The sequence below is a fragment of the Clostridium sp. OS1-26 genome (assembly GCF_030915445.1).
In the GTDB taxonomy this organism is placed as follows: domain Bacteria; phylum Bacillota; class Clostridia; order Clostridiales; family Clostridiaceae; genus Clostridium_AM.
Map to the genome: position 1 here is coordinate 1004277 of NZ_CP133264.1, position 18141 is coordinate 1022417.

General features: G+C 33.3%; 16 protein-coding genes. All 16 read right to left on the reverse strand.

Going from position 1 to position 18141, the window contains the following annotated elements; genetic code table 11:
• Window positions 1-4: 4 nt before the first annotated feature.
• Window positions 5-790, reverse strand: a complete 786-nt coding sequence (acsE, locus tag RCG18_RS05035) for a carbon monoxide dehydrogenase/acetyl-CoA synthase methytransferase subunit (RefSeq protein ID WP_308040317.1) — start codon at window positions 788-790, stop codon at window positions 5-7.
• Window positions 791-910: 120 nt separating this feature from the next.
• Window positions 911-2263: an acetyl-CoA decarbonylase/synthase complex subunit gamma gene (gene acsC / locus RCG18_RS05040; RefSeq protein WP_308040318.1), complete on the reverse strand. Its 1353-nt coding sequence runs from the start codon at window positions 2261-2263 to the stop codon at window positions 911-913.
• A gap of 43 nt (window positions 2264-2306) precedes the next feature.
• On the reverse strand, window positions 2307-3251 hold the full coding sequence (gene acsD, locus RCG18_RS05045; RefSeq protein ID WP_308040319.1) for an acetyl-CoA decarbonylase/synthase complex subunit delta: 945 nt from the start codon (window positions 3249-3251) through the stop codon (window positions 2307-2309).
• Window positions 3252-3270: 19 nt separating this feature from the next.
• Entirely contained in the window at window positions 3271-4041 is a 771-nt protein-coding gene (locus RCG18_RS05050) for an AAA family ATPase (RefSeq protein WP_308040320.1), read from the reverse strand.
• A 47-nt stretch (window positions 4042-4088) separates the two neighbouring features.
• Window positions 4089-5468, reverse strand: coding sequence for a dihydrolipoyl dehydrogenase (gene lpdA / locus RCG18_RS05055; protein ID WP_308040321.1), 1380 nt, complete (start codon window positions 5466-5468; stop codon window positions 4089-4091).
• Window positions 5469-5491: 23 nt separating this feature from the next.
• Entirely contained in the window at window positions 5492-6367 is an 876-nt protein-coding gene (locus RCG18_RS05060) for a methylenetetrahydrofolate reductase (RefSeq protein ID WP_178908509.1), read from the reverse strand.
• 17 nt (window positions 6368-6384) lie between these two features.
• Window positions 6385-6696 (reverse strand): methylenetetrahydrofolate reductase C-terminal domain-containing protein, encoded by a 312-nt coding sequence (locus RCG18_RS28975; RefSeq protein ID WP_374119036.1) that lies wholly within the window; start codon window positions 6694-6696, stop codon window positions 6385-6387.
• Between the two features lie 116 nt (window positions 6697-6812).
• Entirely contained in the window at window positions 6813-7037 is a 225-nt protein-coding gene (locus tag RCG18_RS28980; RefSeq protein WP_374119037.1) for a hypothetical protein, read from the reverse strand.
• A gap of 26 nt (window positions 7038-7063) precedes the next feature.
• On the reverse strand, window positions 7064-7918 hold the full coding sequence (locus RCG18_RS05070; protein WP_308040322.1) for a tetrahydrofolate dehydrogenase/cyclohydrolase catalytic domain-containing protein: 855 nt from the start codon (window positions 7916-7918) through the stop codon (window positions 7064-7066).
• A gap of 91 nt (window positions 7919-8009) precedes the next feature.
• Entirely contained in the window at window positions 8010-8642 is a 633-nt protein-coding gene (locus RCG18_RS05075) for a cyclodeaminase/cyclohydrolase family protein (RefSeq protein WP_308040323.1), read from the reverse strand.
• Between the two features lie 19 nt (window positions 8643-8661).
• The gene (locus RCG18_RS05080) at window positions 8662-10338 is read right to left on the reverse strand and encodes a formate--tetrahydrofolate ligase (RefSeq protein WP_308040324.1); all 1677 of its coding nucleotides are present in this window, start codon (window positions 10336-10338) and stop codon (window positions 8662-8664) included.
• Window position 10339: 1 nt separating this feature from the next.
• On the reverse strand, window positions 10340-11116 hold the full coding sequence (locus tag RCG18_RS05085; RefSeq protein ID WP_308041963.1) for a carbon monoxide dehydrogenase accessory protein CooC: 777 nt from the start codon (window positions 11114-11116) through the stop codon (window positions 10340-10342).
• A 223-nt stretch (window positions 11117-11339) separates the two neighbouring features.
• Window positions 11340-13232, reverse strand: coding sequence for an anaerobic carbon-monoxide dehydrogenase catalytic subunit (gene cooS, locus RCG18_RS05090; protein ID WP_178906151.1), 1893 nt, complete (start codon window positions 13230-13232; stop codon window positions 11340-11342).
• Window positions 13233-14073: 841 nt separating this feature from the next.
• Window positions 14074-15471, reverse strand: coding sequence for a peptide MFS transporter (locus RCG18_RS05095; RefSeq protein WP_308040325.1), 1398 nt, complete (start codon window positions 15469-15471; stop codon window positions 14074-14076).
• An 854-nt stretch (window positions 15472-16325) separates the two neighbouring features.
• Window positions 16326-17330: an electron transfer flavoprotein subunit alpha/FixB family protein gene (locus RCG18_RS05100; RefSeq protein ID WP_308040326.1), complete on the reverse strand. Its 1005-nt coding sequence runs from the start codon at window positions 17328-17330 to the stop codon at window positions 16326-16328.
• Window positions 17331-17347: 17 nt separating this feature from the next.
• The gene (locus RCG18_RS05105; RefSeq protein WP_308040328.1) at window positions 17348-18136 is read right to left on the reverse strand and encodes an electron transfer flavoprotein subunit beta/FixA family protein; all 789 of its coding nucleotides are present in this window, start codon (window positions 18134-18136) and stop codon (window positions 17348-17350) included.
• Window positions 18137-18141 lie beyond the last annotated feature (5 nt).

The following is an 18141-nucleotide window of genomic DNA, read 5'->3' on the forward strand; positions in this document are numbered from 1 at the left end:
AATTTTATAAGTCCAAATATGAGTCAGCGTATAAAACAGCTCCGTTTATAACGTCACAAGTTTTAATAGTTTGCATTAATATCTTGTCACATGGATTCATTATTGCTGAAGTAAGTCCAGCCTGCATAGCCATTGCACAGAAATTAGCGTCCATAATTGGTCTAAGTTCCTTTGGAGCTCCATTTGATATGTTACTTAATCCACAGCAAGTTCTAAGTCCCATTTCACTTATCAATCTAACAGCTTCTAAAACTTCTTTTTGTTTATCTTGCATTCCTTTAATTACTAGGAATAACGGGTCAAATAATAAGTCTGTTGGTTCCATTCCAAGACCCATTCCTCTTTCAAGCATTTCTGTACAGTAAGCCATTCTTTCATCATTATCCTTAGTTATACCTTCTTTTGCACATAGAGCAATACACATAGCATCATATTCTGCAGCTAAATCTATATTTGTAATTCTGTCACCAGCATCAGCTGAATTTACAATTGGCTTTCCTTTTGATCTGTTATAAACCTTAAGTCCAGCTTCTATTGCTTTCGCATTAGTTGTATCCAATGCAATTGGAACATTGTCAAATTCTTTTTGAAGTAATTGGACACCCCATGCCATTACTTCTTCTCCATCTTTTTCAGCTGGTCCTATATTGAAATCTAAATATTGAGCACCTGCTTCTAACTGTTCTTTTGCTCTCTTGAATATTTGTTCTGGGTTTCTTTCTGTTATAGCCTTTCTAATTGCTGGAGATATACAGTGAATTCTTTCCCCAATAGTCAAAAACTTATCCATATTTAAATACCCTCCCATTTTTAATCTGAATTTTAAAATGACATTAACATGTTACTTTTTATATTTTTAGTTGAGAATGGAGATACTTCTCCACTCTCAAATTAAATAACGTAACAATTATTATTTAGCAGCTAATTCTTTTAAGAACTTAGGAATAAACATAGCTTCTGTAGTTCCAACTATGATTTCCCATCCTGGTAAGTTCTCTTCTAAGTCACCTTTTAATACAGCAACTTTTCCTGGAAGTATAAGTTTTCTGCTCTTAACTTTTTCTTCTATGTTGCTTTCTTTTATGAATTTAGCTATGCTGTTAGCTGTAAATTTACCAGCTGCCCATGAAGTAAGAACTGAGTATCCGCCAGCATCCGGAATTAACATCTGTACTGGAATCTTTGATCTTTCAGCTTCACCTGCTACAATAAAGTAAGTCAATGCAAAATCAACAGTACATATTATTGGAGCATTTTCATCTGCACCGTTTAATTGATATAAACCTGGTTCTACTCTCATTGGTTTTTGTGGGTCAGTGAATATGTTTTGTCTTAAGCCATATAGAGGTAATGCTCTAGCAAAATCCATATCGCTTAGAACTATTATTGAACCATACTTCATTGTGAATAATGTAGATAAAGCTATTTCCATAAATTTATCGCCTTTAGCAAGTGTATCTACAAATAAAATTGAAGGGTATCCGAATGTTCTATCTTGTCCTTGAATATTCATTCTTCTAATTTGAACTGTGTTTTCAAATGCTTCTTTAATTGAAGTTGAAGCTGGATCAAGAATTAAATTCTTATATCCTAATTTTTGGATCTCTTCAACTAGTCCATATAAAGCTTCTAAGTTGTCAGCTTTTACTCCTAAAGCTAAGTTATCAGCCTTAACAAGTTCAACCATTTCTTTATAGTTGTCCTTATTAGCGCCATAAACTATAGGACTTTCAGCTTTTACTAATTCTAAAGCTTCTTTAACAACTGCAGCGTCTTCACAAATTAGTATGTAAGCTACCTTTAACCCGCTGTCTTTTACTTTTTTAACTAAAGCAATGAATTTGTCTTTATTGCCAGCATATTTTAATGCAGCAAATTCAACCTTCATATCTTCACCAATTCTCACATAATCAACATCTTTCATATGTTGAATCTTTGTATCTATTTCAGCATCATCCATAGAGTCTGATAATAATACTGCAAATCTATTTCTATTAACGAAAGTTTTTTCATGACGGAACATTACAGTTTCTCCACCGAGTTTGTACTCAGTTTCACCTTTACCAACTGTTAAAGTCTTCATTAATGGTGCTGTAGCTTCTGATAATTTTTCTATAGCCTCTGAGCTCATATGAGGACATTTTCCTATTTCTACAGCTCCAGTAGCAACTTTCATTGAAAAAGCTAAACAAGTTGGAAATCCACAATCTTTACAATTCTTTTTAGGTGTTAATTTAAATATATCTAATCCTGTTAAAGCCATTTTTAATCCTCCCTTATCTAATCCCAGTAAATTTTTAAATTTATTATGCTAATAATTCATTTATAAATTTCTTAATTGTTTCTGCTGATTTTGGGTGACGTAAGATTACTGCATTTGATCCTGATACTAATACACCTGATGCAGTAGCTACTTCCATTCCTATACCTCTTTCTTCTTGACATCCCCATTGTGGTGAATCTTTTTCTAACTCAATTGATTCTTTTACTTTCCATGCATCAAATGAAACAGGTGTAATTATAGGGATTTGCAGAGTTTTATCATCTTGTCCTAATGCTGCAAGTCTTATTCTATCTAAAGTTGAGATAACATACTCATAACCATATCCAGCTGCTGCACATCCAACGTTGTCAACTATCTTATCATTAACAACTCCTAATTGGTTAACTAGTATATTCATTTGTTTTGCAAGGTTTATATCAACTGAAGATTCAGCTCCAATTTTATGATTGTAAGCCATAGCACCTGCTGCTGCTACAGTTTTGTAGTTATCTTCAACAGCTGCAAGTAAAAGTACATTATGTCCATCTACTGCTTGCGCAACTTTTTCAAATAACTTAGCATCTTTATCATGGTTACCTGTTCCTGCGATTACAAGTGGAGTCTTAACCGCTTCAGCTACAGCCTTTGCAGTTGCTGCACATTCTTCTGCAGATCTATTTAATCCATTTGGATCTGCACTATCTAACTTTAAGCAAATAAAGTCTGGTGCATATTTTTCTTCCACAAACTTTGCCCATGCAACAGGATCATTACATACATCTTTATAAAGCTCTTTTAAAGCATCTATCCACTCTTCTGGGAAAATATCTGAAATTTCCATACCAACTTTTTGAGTGTTTCCTACATTTCCATCAAAAGAATAGAAAGGTAGTACATTTTCACCGCCTAATTTTATAGCCTTTTCTCCAGTTCCTATTTCTACTTCACAAATCTTACCCGAAAATTTCTGTGCTGATTTTTTGAACATAGCTTAATGCCTCCTTAAATTATTTTTTTAATGCTATTTTAGATAAAATATCATATAGTGCTTTTTTAGATAGAGAGTCCTCAGGCATTTCTACTAGTGGCTTACCACTAGTATCATACTCGTATACCATAGGATCCATAGGCACAACTCCTATTAAATCTAATTGTTGATTCCTAATTTCCTCCATTGTACCTTCGTTTAATTTGCCATCTGGCGCTCTATTAACTATCAAGTAAACCTGCCCAACATTTAATTTTAATTCGTCAATTAGCTGCCTTATTCTTCCTACAGCTTGAATTCCTCTTCTGGAACAGTCACTTACTAAGAATAAAGTATCTATTTCTTCAACTACTTTTCTACTTAAGTGTTCCATTCCAGCTTCATTATCTACAATAAGATAATTATAGTTTCCTGATAATGAATCTATTTGAGTTTTTAGTACCCCATTTACATAACAATAACAGCCTGGACCTTGAGATCTTCCCATTACAATTAAGTCATAGCCATCTCCCTCAGTTACAGCAGTATTTAATTTATACTTTAAATAATCTGCTTTCATCATTCCTCCTGGAAAGTTATCATCAAGTGACCTTTTGCTTGTATCTTCTCTTATCTCACCAATAGTTTCTTCAACTTCTACACCTAATACTTCATTTAAATTTGCATTTGCATCGGCGTCAACTGCAAGTATAGGTCCCTGACCCTTTTTCACAAGGTAATCTATCAAAAGACCTGTTAACGTAGTTTTTCCAGTGCCACCTTTACCTGCTACAGCTATTTTATATCCCATAGTTCAATCTCCTCCTATTGCTATGCATAGGGGTAACCCCTATGCTGTTACTCTACTGAATGAACACATTGTTTATGAACATCATGAAGTGCTTCCATAATTCCTTCACATAAAGTTGGATGTGGATGGATTACTTCACCTACCTGCTCTGCTGTTAACCCAAGCTCACAAGCTAGTGTTAACTCGCCAAGCATATCTGATGCGCGTTCTCCGATTATAGATGCTCCAATAATTACATCCTTTTCATCTGTAATTACTTTTACAAATCCCTGGAATTTGCCCATAGCTTGAGCTTTTCCAAGACCTCTAAAATCGAATTTTCCTACTTTATAATTGATGCCAGCTTCTCCAGCTTGCTTTTCCTTCATACCAACAGAAGCAACTTCTGGTTCTGTAAATATACATCCTGGTACAGCTTTATAGCTAACTTTCTTTTTCTTATCTAATACAGCATTTTCTACAGCTACAATACCTTGTCTTGAAGCTAGGTGAGCTAAATCTGGACCTATAGTTAAGTCACCTATAGCATAAATGCCTTCTACGCTGCTTTCTAAATACTCATTAACTATTACTCTACCTCTTTCTGCCTGTATGCCTAAGTCTTCTAATCCAAGACCATCAGTATATGGTCTTCTGCCAATAGCTACAAGCATCTTTTCTGCTTCTACTTTTTTACCACTACTCAAAGTTGCAATTACTTTGCCATCTTCAACTTCTACAGTTGAGATACCATCACCTACAAAGAACTTTAATTTTTCTTGTTTAAAGCTTCTTTGTAATATCTTTGCTACATCTTCATCTTCAAGTGGTAATAGTTGTGGCAGCATTTCTACTATTTTAACTTCAGTTCCAAGTCTATTTAGGAACTGACCTATTTCACAACCAATTACACCTCCACCAACAACAATTATTGACTTTGGTTGTTCTTTAAGATTTAAAACCTCATCAGAAGTCATTACATTTTTGCCATCATAAGGAAGGAACTTTGGAACTACTGGTACAGAACCTGTAGCAAGAATTATCTTGTCAGCTTGTATACTCTCCTTTGTTCCATCTTCCTTTGTAACTTCAACTTCTTTATTACTTACTAATTTTCCTAGACCTCTTACAAGTTTTACTCCCTTGCTTTCAAATAAGAATTCAATTCCTTTTACAAGCTGAGTAACTACCTTTTCTTTTCTTTCTATTATAGTTGCAAAATCAGCTTTTATATCTCCTTCGATTTGAATGCCATATTTTTTAGCTTCTTTAACTGTATTTAATATGTCTGAACAAGCAAGCAGGGCTTTTGTAGGTATACATCCTACATTTAGGCAAGTTCCTCCTACTTTGCCTTTCTCAACTATTGTAACTTCAGCACCTAGCATAGCTGCTTTAAGCGCAGCTACATATCCCCCTGGGCCTCCCCCAATAACAACTAACTTCATTTCAATCGCTCCTTATTTTATTTTTACAATCCCGCTTCATCTAGTATTAATGGAACATTTTCTTCAGCACCAATTGCCATTATATGAACTCCATCACAAAGACCTTGTTCCTTAGCTTGTCTTATAAATTCTCCAGATATTTTTATTCCTTCTTGAACTTTATTTTCTGCACTTTTCATTCTTTCGATTAATTCATCTGGAACATAAATTCCTGGAACATTATTATTCATATATTTTGCCATTCCTGCTGATTTTAGTGGAATTATACCAATCATAAGCTTAGCATCTAAATGTTTAGTCTTCTCTCTAAAATCTCTTAATGTATCTATATCATATACGGCTTGTGTTTGAAAGAATTTAGCACCAGCCTGTATTTTCTTTTCCATTTTCAATATCTGCAATTCTACTGGATTATATCTTGGTGTTACACAAGCACCTAGATAAAAGCTAGGAGTTCCATTCAATTCATGGCCTGTCATGTCTTTTCCACTTGATATGGTAGATGCTACCTGAAGTATACCTACGCTATCTAAATCATAAACTGGTTTAGCACCTGGATGATCTCCTGTCATAGTGTAATCACCAGTTAAAGCCAAAACATTCTCTATTCCAAAAACTCCTGCAGATAAGAGCTCTCCCTGAATTGCTATTCTATTTCTATCTCTTCCTGTAATTTGAAGAACAGGCTCTAATCCTGAATCTTTTAACACTTTACATGTTGCCAAGGATGTTGCCTTTAGTGTTGCAGATTGGAAATCAGTTACATTCACTCCATGGGCTCTTCCCTTTATAGCTTTAGCGCATTCTATTAAGTGGGAAAAATTTATACCTTTTGGAGGTGCCATTTCCGCTGTAACTGCAAACTCTCCTCTTTCAAAAGCATCTTTTAATAGGCTCATTTCTAATCCCCCTTAGATTATTCCTTGTCTTTCAAGTCTACTTTTCTTGGATGTGCACAAATTGCAAAATCTCTTGGCTCTCTCATTTCTAACAAATTATCAAGTCTGTTTTGATCTTTTAACTTGTTATATATAAGAATCCATGCACAATCGTTGTTATGATCGACTTCGCACTTTCCATCTCTCGCTCCACCACAAGGTCCATTTAAAAGTCCTTTTGCACACATTGTTACTGGACATATTCCACCTGACCATGCAAGCTGACAGTTTCCGCACGCCTTACAAGCTTCTGCATATTGTCCTACTCTTTCTACTTCACCTATAAACATTGTATTATTAGCAGGATAAACAGGTATACTTGTGAGCTTTGCAACAGTTTGTGTTCCATCTCCACAAGCTAATGATAGAATTGCATCAGCTTCTTTTAACTCCTCTTTAAAGACTTTTAAATCTTTTTTGTTTTTAACAAATTACAAGAAGGATCTAATACTTTATATCCTAATACTGTTTTCCCTTTTTCTTCTAACTTCGCCTTCATTTCTAAGGCTTCCTGTTCTCCACCTACCTTACAAGTAGATGCACATAAAGAACATCCTGTAATTATCACTTTTTCACTGCCATCTAAATATTGAAGTACTTCTTCAAATGGCTTCTTTTCTGAAATAATCATTCTTATTCCCCCATCATACCCAATGCTTATAGGTTATTTTGTAATTTGCATGCTTTTACAACATGTTTTGCAAGTATTGAAGTAGTAACTGATCCTACACCTGCTGGAACTGGTGTTATCATTGAAGCTTTTTCTATACAGTCTCCTGTATTAACGTCACCACACAAGTTTCCTTGCTCATCAACATTTATACCAACATCTATAACTACAGCACCCTCTTTAACATAGCTTGAGTCAATCATTTTAGCTTTACCAATTCCAACTACTAAAACATCTGCTTCTGAGCATACTTTAGGCATATCTTGAGTTCTTGAATGACATATAGTAACTGTAGCATTTTCATTTAAAAGAAGCATAGATACTGGTTTTCCCACAACCATTGACCTTCCAACAACTACAGCTTTCTTACCTTTCATAGGTACGTTATAATGTTTTAATATTTCGATAACTGCTGACGGAGTACATGGCGCATATCCTGTAGAATCGTTTTCCATAACCTTAGCCACGTTTACTGGACTAAAGCAGTCTACATCTTTTTCAGGTGTAATAATATATTTGATAACACTTTCATCAAGTTGTTTTGGGAAAGGTCTAAAAATTAGAATTCCATGAGTTGATTTATCTTCGTTTACTTTTTTAAGTTCTTTTATAAAATCTTCTTGTGTTATATCTTCAGGAAGCTCTACTACTTGTGTTGCAATTCCAATTCCATCACATCTTTTTAAAGCTCCTCTTTCATAAGCCAGGTCACTTCCGTTTGCTCCAACTCTTACTATTGTAAGCTTTGGAGTAATACCCTTTGCCTTTAATTCTATTACTTCCTTAGTTAACTCTTCGCTTATAGCATCTGCAACTGGTTTTCCTTTAATTATTTGACCCATACTTACTATCTCCTTCATATAAAAATTCGGGATTAAAATTTTACACAATTTCTCTTCGGAAGAGGATAGTTCCTCTTCCGAAGATTATACTTTATTTAGAAAGTGCTTTTACCACTTTCGCATAAACTTCATCAGCTATTCTAACACCCTCTTCAACTAGAGGTTCAGTTGCTTTTTTAACCTTATCAACATATTCGCTATCTTTTATTGAATTTATGTTGATTATTACATTTAATTGAGCTCCATATATAGCAGCTCTTAAGCATTGCACACCTACTCCAACATCGCTTATTGCAAGCATTGAACAGTTATCTACTAAATCTTCATGTAATTTTATAGATTCATAAGCTAGCTTAACTATCGCTACTGGAACTTCACATGCATCTTTTAAACACTTTTCTAATGTTTCCTCTTTTAATTTCTTCTCTTCGTCAGTATCTTTAGGCATTCCATAAGCTTTTGAAAGAGGTAGGAAGCATTCTGCATCTGCGTCTATCATTTTTAATAGCTCTTTTTGAAGCTCTTCTGCTCTGTTTAATATGCCTTTAACTTTCTCTTCAAACTCAGCAAACTTCTTTTTGCCTATAGTTAGATTACATACCATACTTCCAAGTGCCATTCCTATTGCACCAGTTAAAGCTGCTGCACCACCACCACCTGGAACTGCGGCTTTAGAAGCAAGAACTTCTATAAATTCTGTACTAGTCTTATCTGCCAGTTTCATAGCCTTGTCCTCCTAAATCTTAGAATAATCCGCTTATTACTCCGTTTTCGTCAACATTTATTCTTTCAGCTGCTGGAACTTTAGGAAGTCCTGGCATTTTCATTATTGCTCCAGTTACTGCAACAACAAAACCTGCACCTGCTGAAATTGTTACTTGTCTTACAGTTATATTAAATCCTGTAGGTCTTCCAAGTTTAGTTTGATCATCAGTTAAGGAGTACTGAGTTTTTGCCATACATATTGGAGTTTTTCCAAATCCATTCTTCTCTAATTCATCAATTTCTTTGTTAGCTTGATCTGTAAATATTACATCATCAGCTCCATATATCTTTTGAGCTATAGCTCTTATTTTATCTCTTATTGGAAGTTCAGCATCATAAGAGAATTGGAATTCATTTTCGCCTGCTTCTATTAATCTAACTACTTCTTTAGCTACTTCAACTCCACCTTCTCCGCCTTTTGCCCAAACTTCTGAAAGTTTAACGTTAACTCCTAATTCCTTACATTTTGTTTCAACTAACTTTAACTCTGCTTGAGTATCAGTTGGGAATGCATTTATTGCTACTACTGCTGGTAGTTTGAATACTTTAGTTATATTTTCAACGTGTTTCAATAAGTTTGGAAGTCCTTTTTCAAGAGCTTCTAAATTTTCATTATTTAATTCAGCCTTTGGTACTCCTCCGTTGTATTTTAGTGCTCTTACTGTAGCAACTATTACAACAGCATCTGGTTTTAATCCAGCCATTCTACACTTGATGTCTAAGAACTTTTCAGCTCCAAGGTCAGCACCAAATCCTGCTTCTGTAACTACATAGTCAGCAAAATGAGTAGCCATTCTTGTAGCCATTATTGAGTTACATCCATGAGCTATATTTGCAAATGGTCCACCATGTACAAATGCTGGTGTTCCTTCAAGTGTTTGAACTAAATTTGGTTTTAAAGCATCTTTAAGTAATGCAGCCATAGCACCGTGAGCATTTATTTGTCCAGCTGTTACTGGAGCTCCACTTCTTGTATAGCCTACAACTATTCTAGCTAATCTTTCTTTTAAATCATTTATGTCAGTTGCTAAACAGAATATAGCCATTATTTCTGAAGCAACAGTAATGTCAAATCCATCTTCTCTTGGCATTCCATTTGCTTTTCCACCCATACCATCAACAACAAATCTTAATTGTCTGTCGTTCATGTCAACGCATCTTCTCCAAACAATTCTTCTTGGATCGATATCTAAAGCGTTTCCTTGATATATATGGTTGTCTATCATTGCAGCTAAAAGGTTATTTGCTGCTCCTATTGCATGGAAATCACCTGTAAAGTGAAGGTTTATATCTTCCATTGGAACAACTTGAGCGTATCCGCCACCTGCTGCTCCTCCTTTTACTCCAAATACAGGTCCTAGTGAAGGTTCTCTTAATGCAACTATTGTATTTTTACCTATTTTTGATAAAGCATCTGCCACACCTATTGATGTAGTAGTTTTTCCTTCACCTGCTGGTGTTGGATTGATTGCTGTACATAGTATTAACTTACCATTTTTTCCTGGTGTTTTCTTTAGAAGATTATAGTCTACTTTTGCTTTATATTTTCCATAAAGCTCAATATCATCTTCTGTAAAACCTAATTTAGAAGCTACCTCTCTAATGTCTTGCATTTTACATTCTTGTGCAATTTCAATATCTGACTTAAAACCCATTTTAGAATACCCCCATCTCTAATTTTTCTTTTATTTTTTTAATCTCCTGTACAGTTTCATTACTGCAATCATATGGAGATTTATTAACCCTATCAGAACTTCCCACAGTTTCACGATAATGTATAAATCCGAGACAGACATCTGTATCTATATTTTCAAGCACATATTTTTCATCTTCTTCATTTTTAATCTTATTTGCTACTACAAAAACTTTTTCTATCCCTAAGTCCTTTGCAAGCTTTTTTACATGTTTATATGTTTGTATACTTCTTATTCCGGGTTCTACAACAACAACGAATACGTCTACCCCCTGAGCAGTACCTCTGCCTAGATGCTCTATACCGGCTTCCATATCCATAATCACAATATCTTTATTTTGAAGAATCAAATGTGATGTAAGTTTTTTTAGAAGAACATTCTCTGGACAAATACATCCAGTTCCACCTGTATCTACTGTTCCCATTGTTAAAAGCCTTACACCATGATGTTCCTTACAATATCTTTCTGGAATGTCATCAACCTTTGGGTTTATCTTAAACATTTTACCAAAAGATCCTGGTGTAGAGTTTGTTCTCTCTGCTACTAGTTTCTTCATTTCTGATATAGGAACAATTTCGTCAATTAACTCTTGAGGAAAGCCTAGTGCTAAGGCTAAATTAGGATCTGGATCCCCATCCACAGCTAAAACATTATACCCTTCTTCTGCGTATATTCTGCTCATTATAGCCGAAAATGTAGTTTTTCCTACTCCGCCTTTTCCTGTGATAGCCATTTTCATTTTCATATGTAGTACCTCCTTTTGTGCCGCCATAACTGTTATGTGTAGCTTGCTATAGACAACTAATATTTAATCATATTTTATCTCAAAATGATAACAAATTAAAGTTTGTTATCATTTTGAGTTATTTTTGGTATCATTTTGATATTTTAGTTCTAGAAATGTTAACTTTACACTGTTTTATATTTGGCATAGCTTTTGCTTATATAATTTAGTGTAATATTTATATTCCTAACTTTTTACGTTTTTCGTTAACTCTAGCAACTATTTGTTCAACAGTTTTGTGTGGATCTGGCTCTACAAAGAACTTAGCGCCTACCCACTCTTCCATTCTATTAGTTAAGATGTCAACAACTTCTGGACCACCTGTAACTGGAGGAACTACTCCAAGCCATGTGTCTATACCAGATGTTACAACATAAGTTCCTATTGCTATAGCTTTTTCTGACATATATTCTGGAGCTACACCAACTACTGGTAAGTCGCTCATATCTACTCCTAAATGATTAGCTGTTGTTCCAACTAATTGTAAGATACGGCTTATATCTACGCATGATCCCATATGAAGTACTGGTGGTATACCTACTAATTCACATACCTTTTTAAGTCCTGGCCCAGCAAGTTCTCTTGCTTCTCTTCTTAATAAGCCTGCTTTAGCTGCTGCTTGAGCTGCACACCCAGTTGTAACAACTATTATATCATTCTTGATTAAGCCTTTTATTACTTCTATATGACTCTCATCGTGAACTTTCTTTGGATTGTTACATCCAACTACACCAGCTGCTCCTCTTATAACTCCTGCAACTATAACATCAGCAAGAGGTTTTGTTGATTGCATTGGTCCTATATGAGAGTTTACAACTCCATCTAATTTGTTTAATATTTCTTCAACACTATAACCAACTTCAGCTTCTGATTTAAGCTCTGGTATCATAACCTTACTTCTATCTCTATTTTTGTAGTTCATTATAGCTTCTGTTAATATTTTCTTAGCTGCTCCCATTCTATCTTCTTCATCTAACTCTATATAAGTTGATCCTTTTATCCTAGCTTTTGGTGAAGTTGTTATAAACTTAGTATGATAGCTTTCTGCTAATTTAGCTAATGATGGGAATATACATTGTACGTCAACTACTAAAGCTTCTACAGCACCAGTAATTACTGCTAATTCCTGTTGTAAGAAATCACCAGCTAATTTAACTCCATGTCTCATTGTAACTTCATTAGCTGTACAACACATACCACAAAGGTTTATTCCTTCTGCTCCTACTGATTTAGCTAATTCTATCATTTCTGGTGATTCTGCAGCTTGTACAATCATTTCTGAAAGTGTTGGTTCATGTCCATGTAATACTATATTAACTTGGTTATCTTCTAAAACACCTAGGTTAGCTTTAGTCTGTCTAGAATGTGGTGTTCCAAACATTATGTCACTGAATTCTGTTGCCATATATGAACCTATCCATCCATCAGTTAATGAAGTTCTCATAGCAATTTTAATCATTCCTTCTGCATCTGCCATACATCCAATATGAGTTGAGTGCATAAGTCCTGCTATTTCTCTATCAACTGCTCTTGGCATTATTCCTAAGTCTTTCCATATTTGCTTTCTTTTTTCTGGTAGAGTTGGTGGTAAGCAAGGTTCTCCAAACTGTCTACCATAGTCTTGTAATCCTGTTGCAGCAAGTTCATGAGCTATTTCATATACATCTCTGCCTTCAGTTTTTACTCCAAATCTTTCTGCAACCTTCATTAATTTCTTTTCATCTTTAACCTTTATATCTCCATCTGGACTTGAATGGTATAAGTCTAGACAGATGCTTCTACCATGGTCTGAATGAGCTGCTGTTCCGCCTGCTACCATTCTAGCATAGTTTCTGGAAACGATAACATCTGCTGTGGCACCACAAATACCTCTTTCTGCACCTTTACCTGGAACTGGGCTTACCCTACAAGGTCCCATGGTACAATTTCTACAACATACACCAGCAGCACCAAATCCACAAGGCGCTTTTAGAATTTCTTTTCTGTCCCAAGCTGTTTCCACCCCGTCTTTTTTAGCCTTATCAAGCATGTCCAACGTAGTTTTGTCAATTGAAAGTACTTTTTCACTCATTTTTAATATTCCCTCCTTACCAAAACTAACTCTATTATATTTGAAGAATTAGTTCCTTATTCTTACCTAAAACCCTAATTTTTAATATATTTGAAATATTTTGAATGACCACAATTATAATTATAATGCTTTTATACGAAAAAGAAAAGATGTCTTAGAGAAAAAATGTTAAATTTTAAACATTCAATTTTAAAAAAAATTTAAATATTTTGTTGAAGGATTGGATATAAGAATAATGATCAAAATTAGTTTTTACATGTTTTTACATATGGATTCCTTTGTATTTTTTATGAATAAATTCCAATTACTTACCATTTGTTATATGTATATTTCTATTTTTTTAAAAGATTACTAAAAAAATTTAATATTTCATGCCTTCTTAGATTTATTTTATCACATTTTCTTCTTTAATTGCAAAATATTTTTTATTTTATATCCACTTTATACTATTCAAAATTCTTATAGAATAAATTACATCACTTAGATTGACAAATTTAAAAACTTATCTATAATCAATAAATATATGATTTTAATTATATATTTATGCAATTATTGTAAACAGTCTTTTAAAGTTTGTTAAATTTTTAGTAAAGTTTTATTTTAATTTAACAGATTTCAGAAAATTCTCAGTTGTGCAGCTAAAGCCATTGATTTTTGGTTAACACTATACTTTTATATTTCGACATATCATATTTAGAATGCATTATTTTAGGTAAAGAGCAGGAGTTTTCTTAATAAAAATAGAGCCTGAATAAAAGTTTAATAACTATTATTAAAAAAAGCCACAGTAAAATAAACAATTTTGTTTATTTTACCATGACTTTTATAATCTAAATATATATTATTCCATCATAGCTGTAAGTTTTTTGTTTAATGATAGCAATACTAAACCAAGAACTATTGATACAACTGCTATTCCACCAAATATTTGTATGTGTCCTAGTGAATCCATAAATGATGCTAATACTCCTGCAAGTTTATTTGCAATAGATGAACTCAATAGCCAAACTCCCATAAGTAATGATGCAAGTTTCTTTGGTGCTAATTTACTTACCATTGAAAGTCCAACTGGGGATAAGCAAAGTTCTCCCATTGTATGAAGGAAGTAAGCTCCAACAAGCCATAATATATTAGCTTTTACAGCTACATTATCTCCTGCATTTCCTCTTTGTAAGCAAGCTCCTACCATTAATAAAAATCCTATTCCTAAAAGTACCATACCTAATGCCATTTTTGTAGGAATATTCATATCTCCTTGAGGTCTATTGGATAATTTCATCCATATTTTACCTACGATTGGTGCAAATAATACTATAAATACCGGATTTAATGATTGGAACCAAGATACTGGCAATTGCATACCAAACGCATCTCTGTTTATAAAATCTTTAGTGTATATTGTTAATGAACTTCCTGCTTGTTCGAAACCAGCCCAGAAGAATACAACAAATGCTGTTACAATGAATATAACTGCAGTTCTTCTCTTTTCTTGAGCAGTAAGTGGTCTATTTGCTTCTTCTGATGATTTATCATCTTTACTCTTAGCTCTACCAACTGGCTTTTTACCAATCTCGCCTAAATACTTATTACCTAATAAATTGAATATAAGTTGTCCTAGAACCATACCTATACCAGCTGCTAAGAAACCGAACTTAAATCCATAATGAATTATTTGTTCTCCTTGTCTAACTGCAAATATTTGCTCTGCTAATGTACCGCATACAAACGGAGCTATAAATGCACCTAGGTTTATACCCATATAGAAGATTGTAAAAGCAGCGTCTTTTCTTTTATCTCCCTCTGGATATAATTGTCCAACTAATGTTGATATGTTTGGTTTAAAGAAACCGTTTCCTATTATAAGTAAAAATAATCCTAAATATAGCGCACCTTTACTTTGGTTTGAGAATAACGCAAACTGTCCAGCAGCCATAGTTATACCACCGATAGTAATGGCTAGTCTTTGTCCTAAAAATTTGTCTGAAAGATATCCACCGATTAACGGAGTAAGGTAAACTAGCGAAGTAAATGTACCATATAAACTCATAGCTTCAGCTTTATTAAAGCCTAAACCACCAGATACTAAGCTTGTTGTTAAATATAAAACTAACAAAGCTCTCATACCATAGTAACTGAATCTTTCCCATGCTTCTGTGAAGAATAGCATATACAGTCCTGGCGGATGTTTCATTTTACCTGTTTCATTTTGAACTTGTCCATTCTTTTTTGAAAGTTCCATGTTATCCCTTCTTCCTATGTATTTTAATTTTTTATTTTCGAAATTATTTTATCATTATATTTTATTCTTGGCAAGATATCATTTATTTCCTTCAGCCATTTGAATTACTACTTATCACAACGTTTTCATTCAATATGCATATATATACATATCAAAAATACACTGCAAAATAAATTATGCAGCTTTCTAACAAGTTTATTTTTCTTGCTTTTGCCACAATCCAAGCATTCCCAAGATGTATCTTATTATTTTTACATTATACAATCATTGTATAATTATAAACGTGCTATTATTTTTTTGAATTTTTTCATTATTTTTAATTTATTTTTACAAGTTTTCCATCTTATTTAAAACACATCACCTTTTCTTACGCTTGCATTTTTCTATTGTTTTGATTCATTTTTATGGATATTTGTTAAAAAAGCCTCTTTTTTATTACTATTTTATGATTTTTCAATTAAAATACATATTAATTTTTTACTGCTCGATTTCACTTTTTACAGTATGGATTCATTTTTTACAGTATTGTGTAATCTTATCTAATGAAATTTTATTCATTAAATAGTGAAGTTATCTTAAAAAATATACTTATTAAGATAATTTATAAATATTCTATATTTTGATATAAAATTTATAACAGAATAATTTATATATTATTCAATAATATATATAATTGAATAATAACTTTATTATATATTCATTTTAAAAATAAATAATGTAATCTAAAATTAAGCAACCAATAATTGCTCTTGCCTAACATATAAAAAAACGCTCCCTTCATGATAACAGTTTTATTGTTTTAACTGTCTACCATAAAGGAAGCATATTATTTACGAGATAGCCTCTTTTCTTTGTTAACTTTGCTGACTTTTAACCTCTTCTATTAAACTAGGTATAATTTCATATAAATCACCAACTACACCATAATGAGCAACATTAAAAATAGGTGCCTCCTTGTCCTTGTTTATCGCTATAATACAATCTGATGAGTTCATACCTGCTAAATGCTGAATAGCTCCAGATATGCCACATGCTATATAAATTTTAGGTCTTACTGTTTTTCCTGTTTGCCCCACCTGATGACATTGATCTATCCAACCAGCATCCACTGCTCCACGAGAAGAACCAACCTCACCACCTAATGCATCTGCAAGTTTCTTTATAAGTTCAAAACCTTCTTTGTTTCCTAATCCCCTACCACCTGAAACTATAATTTTAGCCTCTTCTAATGCAACTTGATTCTTTGATCTCTTAACAATATCGATTATCTCTGTGTTTAAATCTTTTTCTTTTAATTTAAAGTAAATCTTTTCTATGTTGCCCTTTCTATTTGTATCAAACTTAGCCCTTCCCATTACTCCTGGTCTTACCGTTGACATTTGCGGCCTATGATTGCTACAAATTATAGTTGCCATTATATTTCCACCAAAAGCTGGTCTTGTCATCAACAAATTAAGATTTTCTTCATCTATATCTAGACTTGTGCAATCTGCTGTTAATCCCGTTTTCACCCTACCTGCAAGTCTTGGTGCCAAGTCTCTACCAATAGTAGTTGCACCTATTAATACTATTTCTGGTTTTCTTCCTTCTATCAATTCAAATATTACTCTTGTATAAGCTTCAGTAGTATATACATTTAAAAATTTATCTTCAACAGCTATTACATTATCTGCGCCATATTTAATTAGTTCCTCTGATAAATTATCTAATTTGTCCCCTACCAATATTGCTGTGAGTTCTACATTTAATTTATCTGCTATCTTTCTTCCCTCACCTAATAACTCCAAAGAAACATTTAATATTTTTCCTTCTCTTTGTTCAGCAAAAATCCATACTCCTTTATAGTCTTTGATGTTCATAATTCCTCACCTTCTTCCTAACCTATTTGTTTTTCTCTAATTCTTTGAGCTAGAATACACGAAACTTCTTCTACACTTCCTGTAATAATTTCTCCTTTAAATTCAATAGAAGGGGTAAAGGATTTTTTTACATTTGTTGGAGATCCCTTTAATCCTATACTGCTTTTATCTACTTCTATATCATTTATATTCCAAACTGTAATATTTTTTTCTCTAAATGCCTGATATACTCCTACTAAAGAAGGATATCTAGGTTCGTTCAACTCCTTTATTGAAGTTAATAATACAGGCATTTTTGATTTTATAACATAATATCCGTCCTCTATTACTCTTGTTACAACCACTTCTTTTCCATCAATATCCAATTTACTAACATAGGTTATTTGAGGTAAATCAAGATGTTCTGCGATTTCTGGACCAACCTGAGCTGTATCACCATCTATAGCCTGTCTACCGCATAATATGATATCATAATTGCCTATTTTCTTTATAGCAGATGATAATATTATTGATGTGCCCCATGTATCTGAACCACCAAACTGTCTATCGCTTAAAAGAATTGCTTCATCCGCACCCATAGCTAAAGCTTCTTTTAAAGCAATTTCTGCTTGAGGTGGGCCCATACTTAGAACTGTAATATGAACATCTTTAAACTTATCTTTTATTTGAATAGCTTCCTCTAATGCATGTTTATCATCTGGATTTATTATGCTTGGTACACCATCTCTAATAAGAGTTCCTTTTATCGGATCAATTTTTACTTCATTTGTATCAGGTACTTGCTTAATACATACTATAATATTCATTTAGC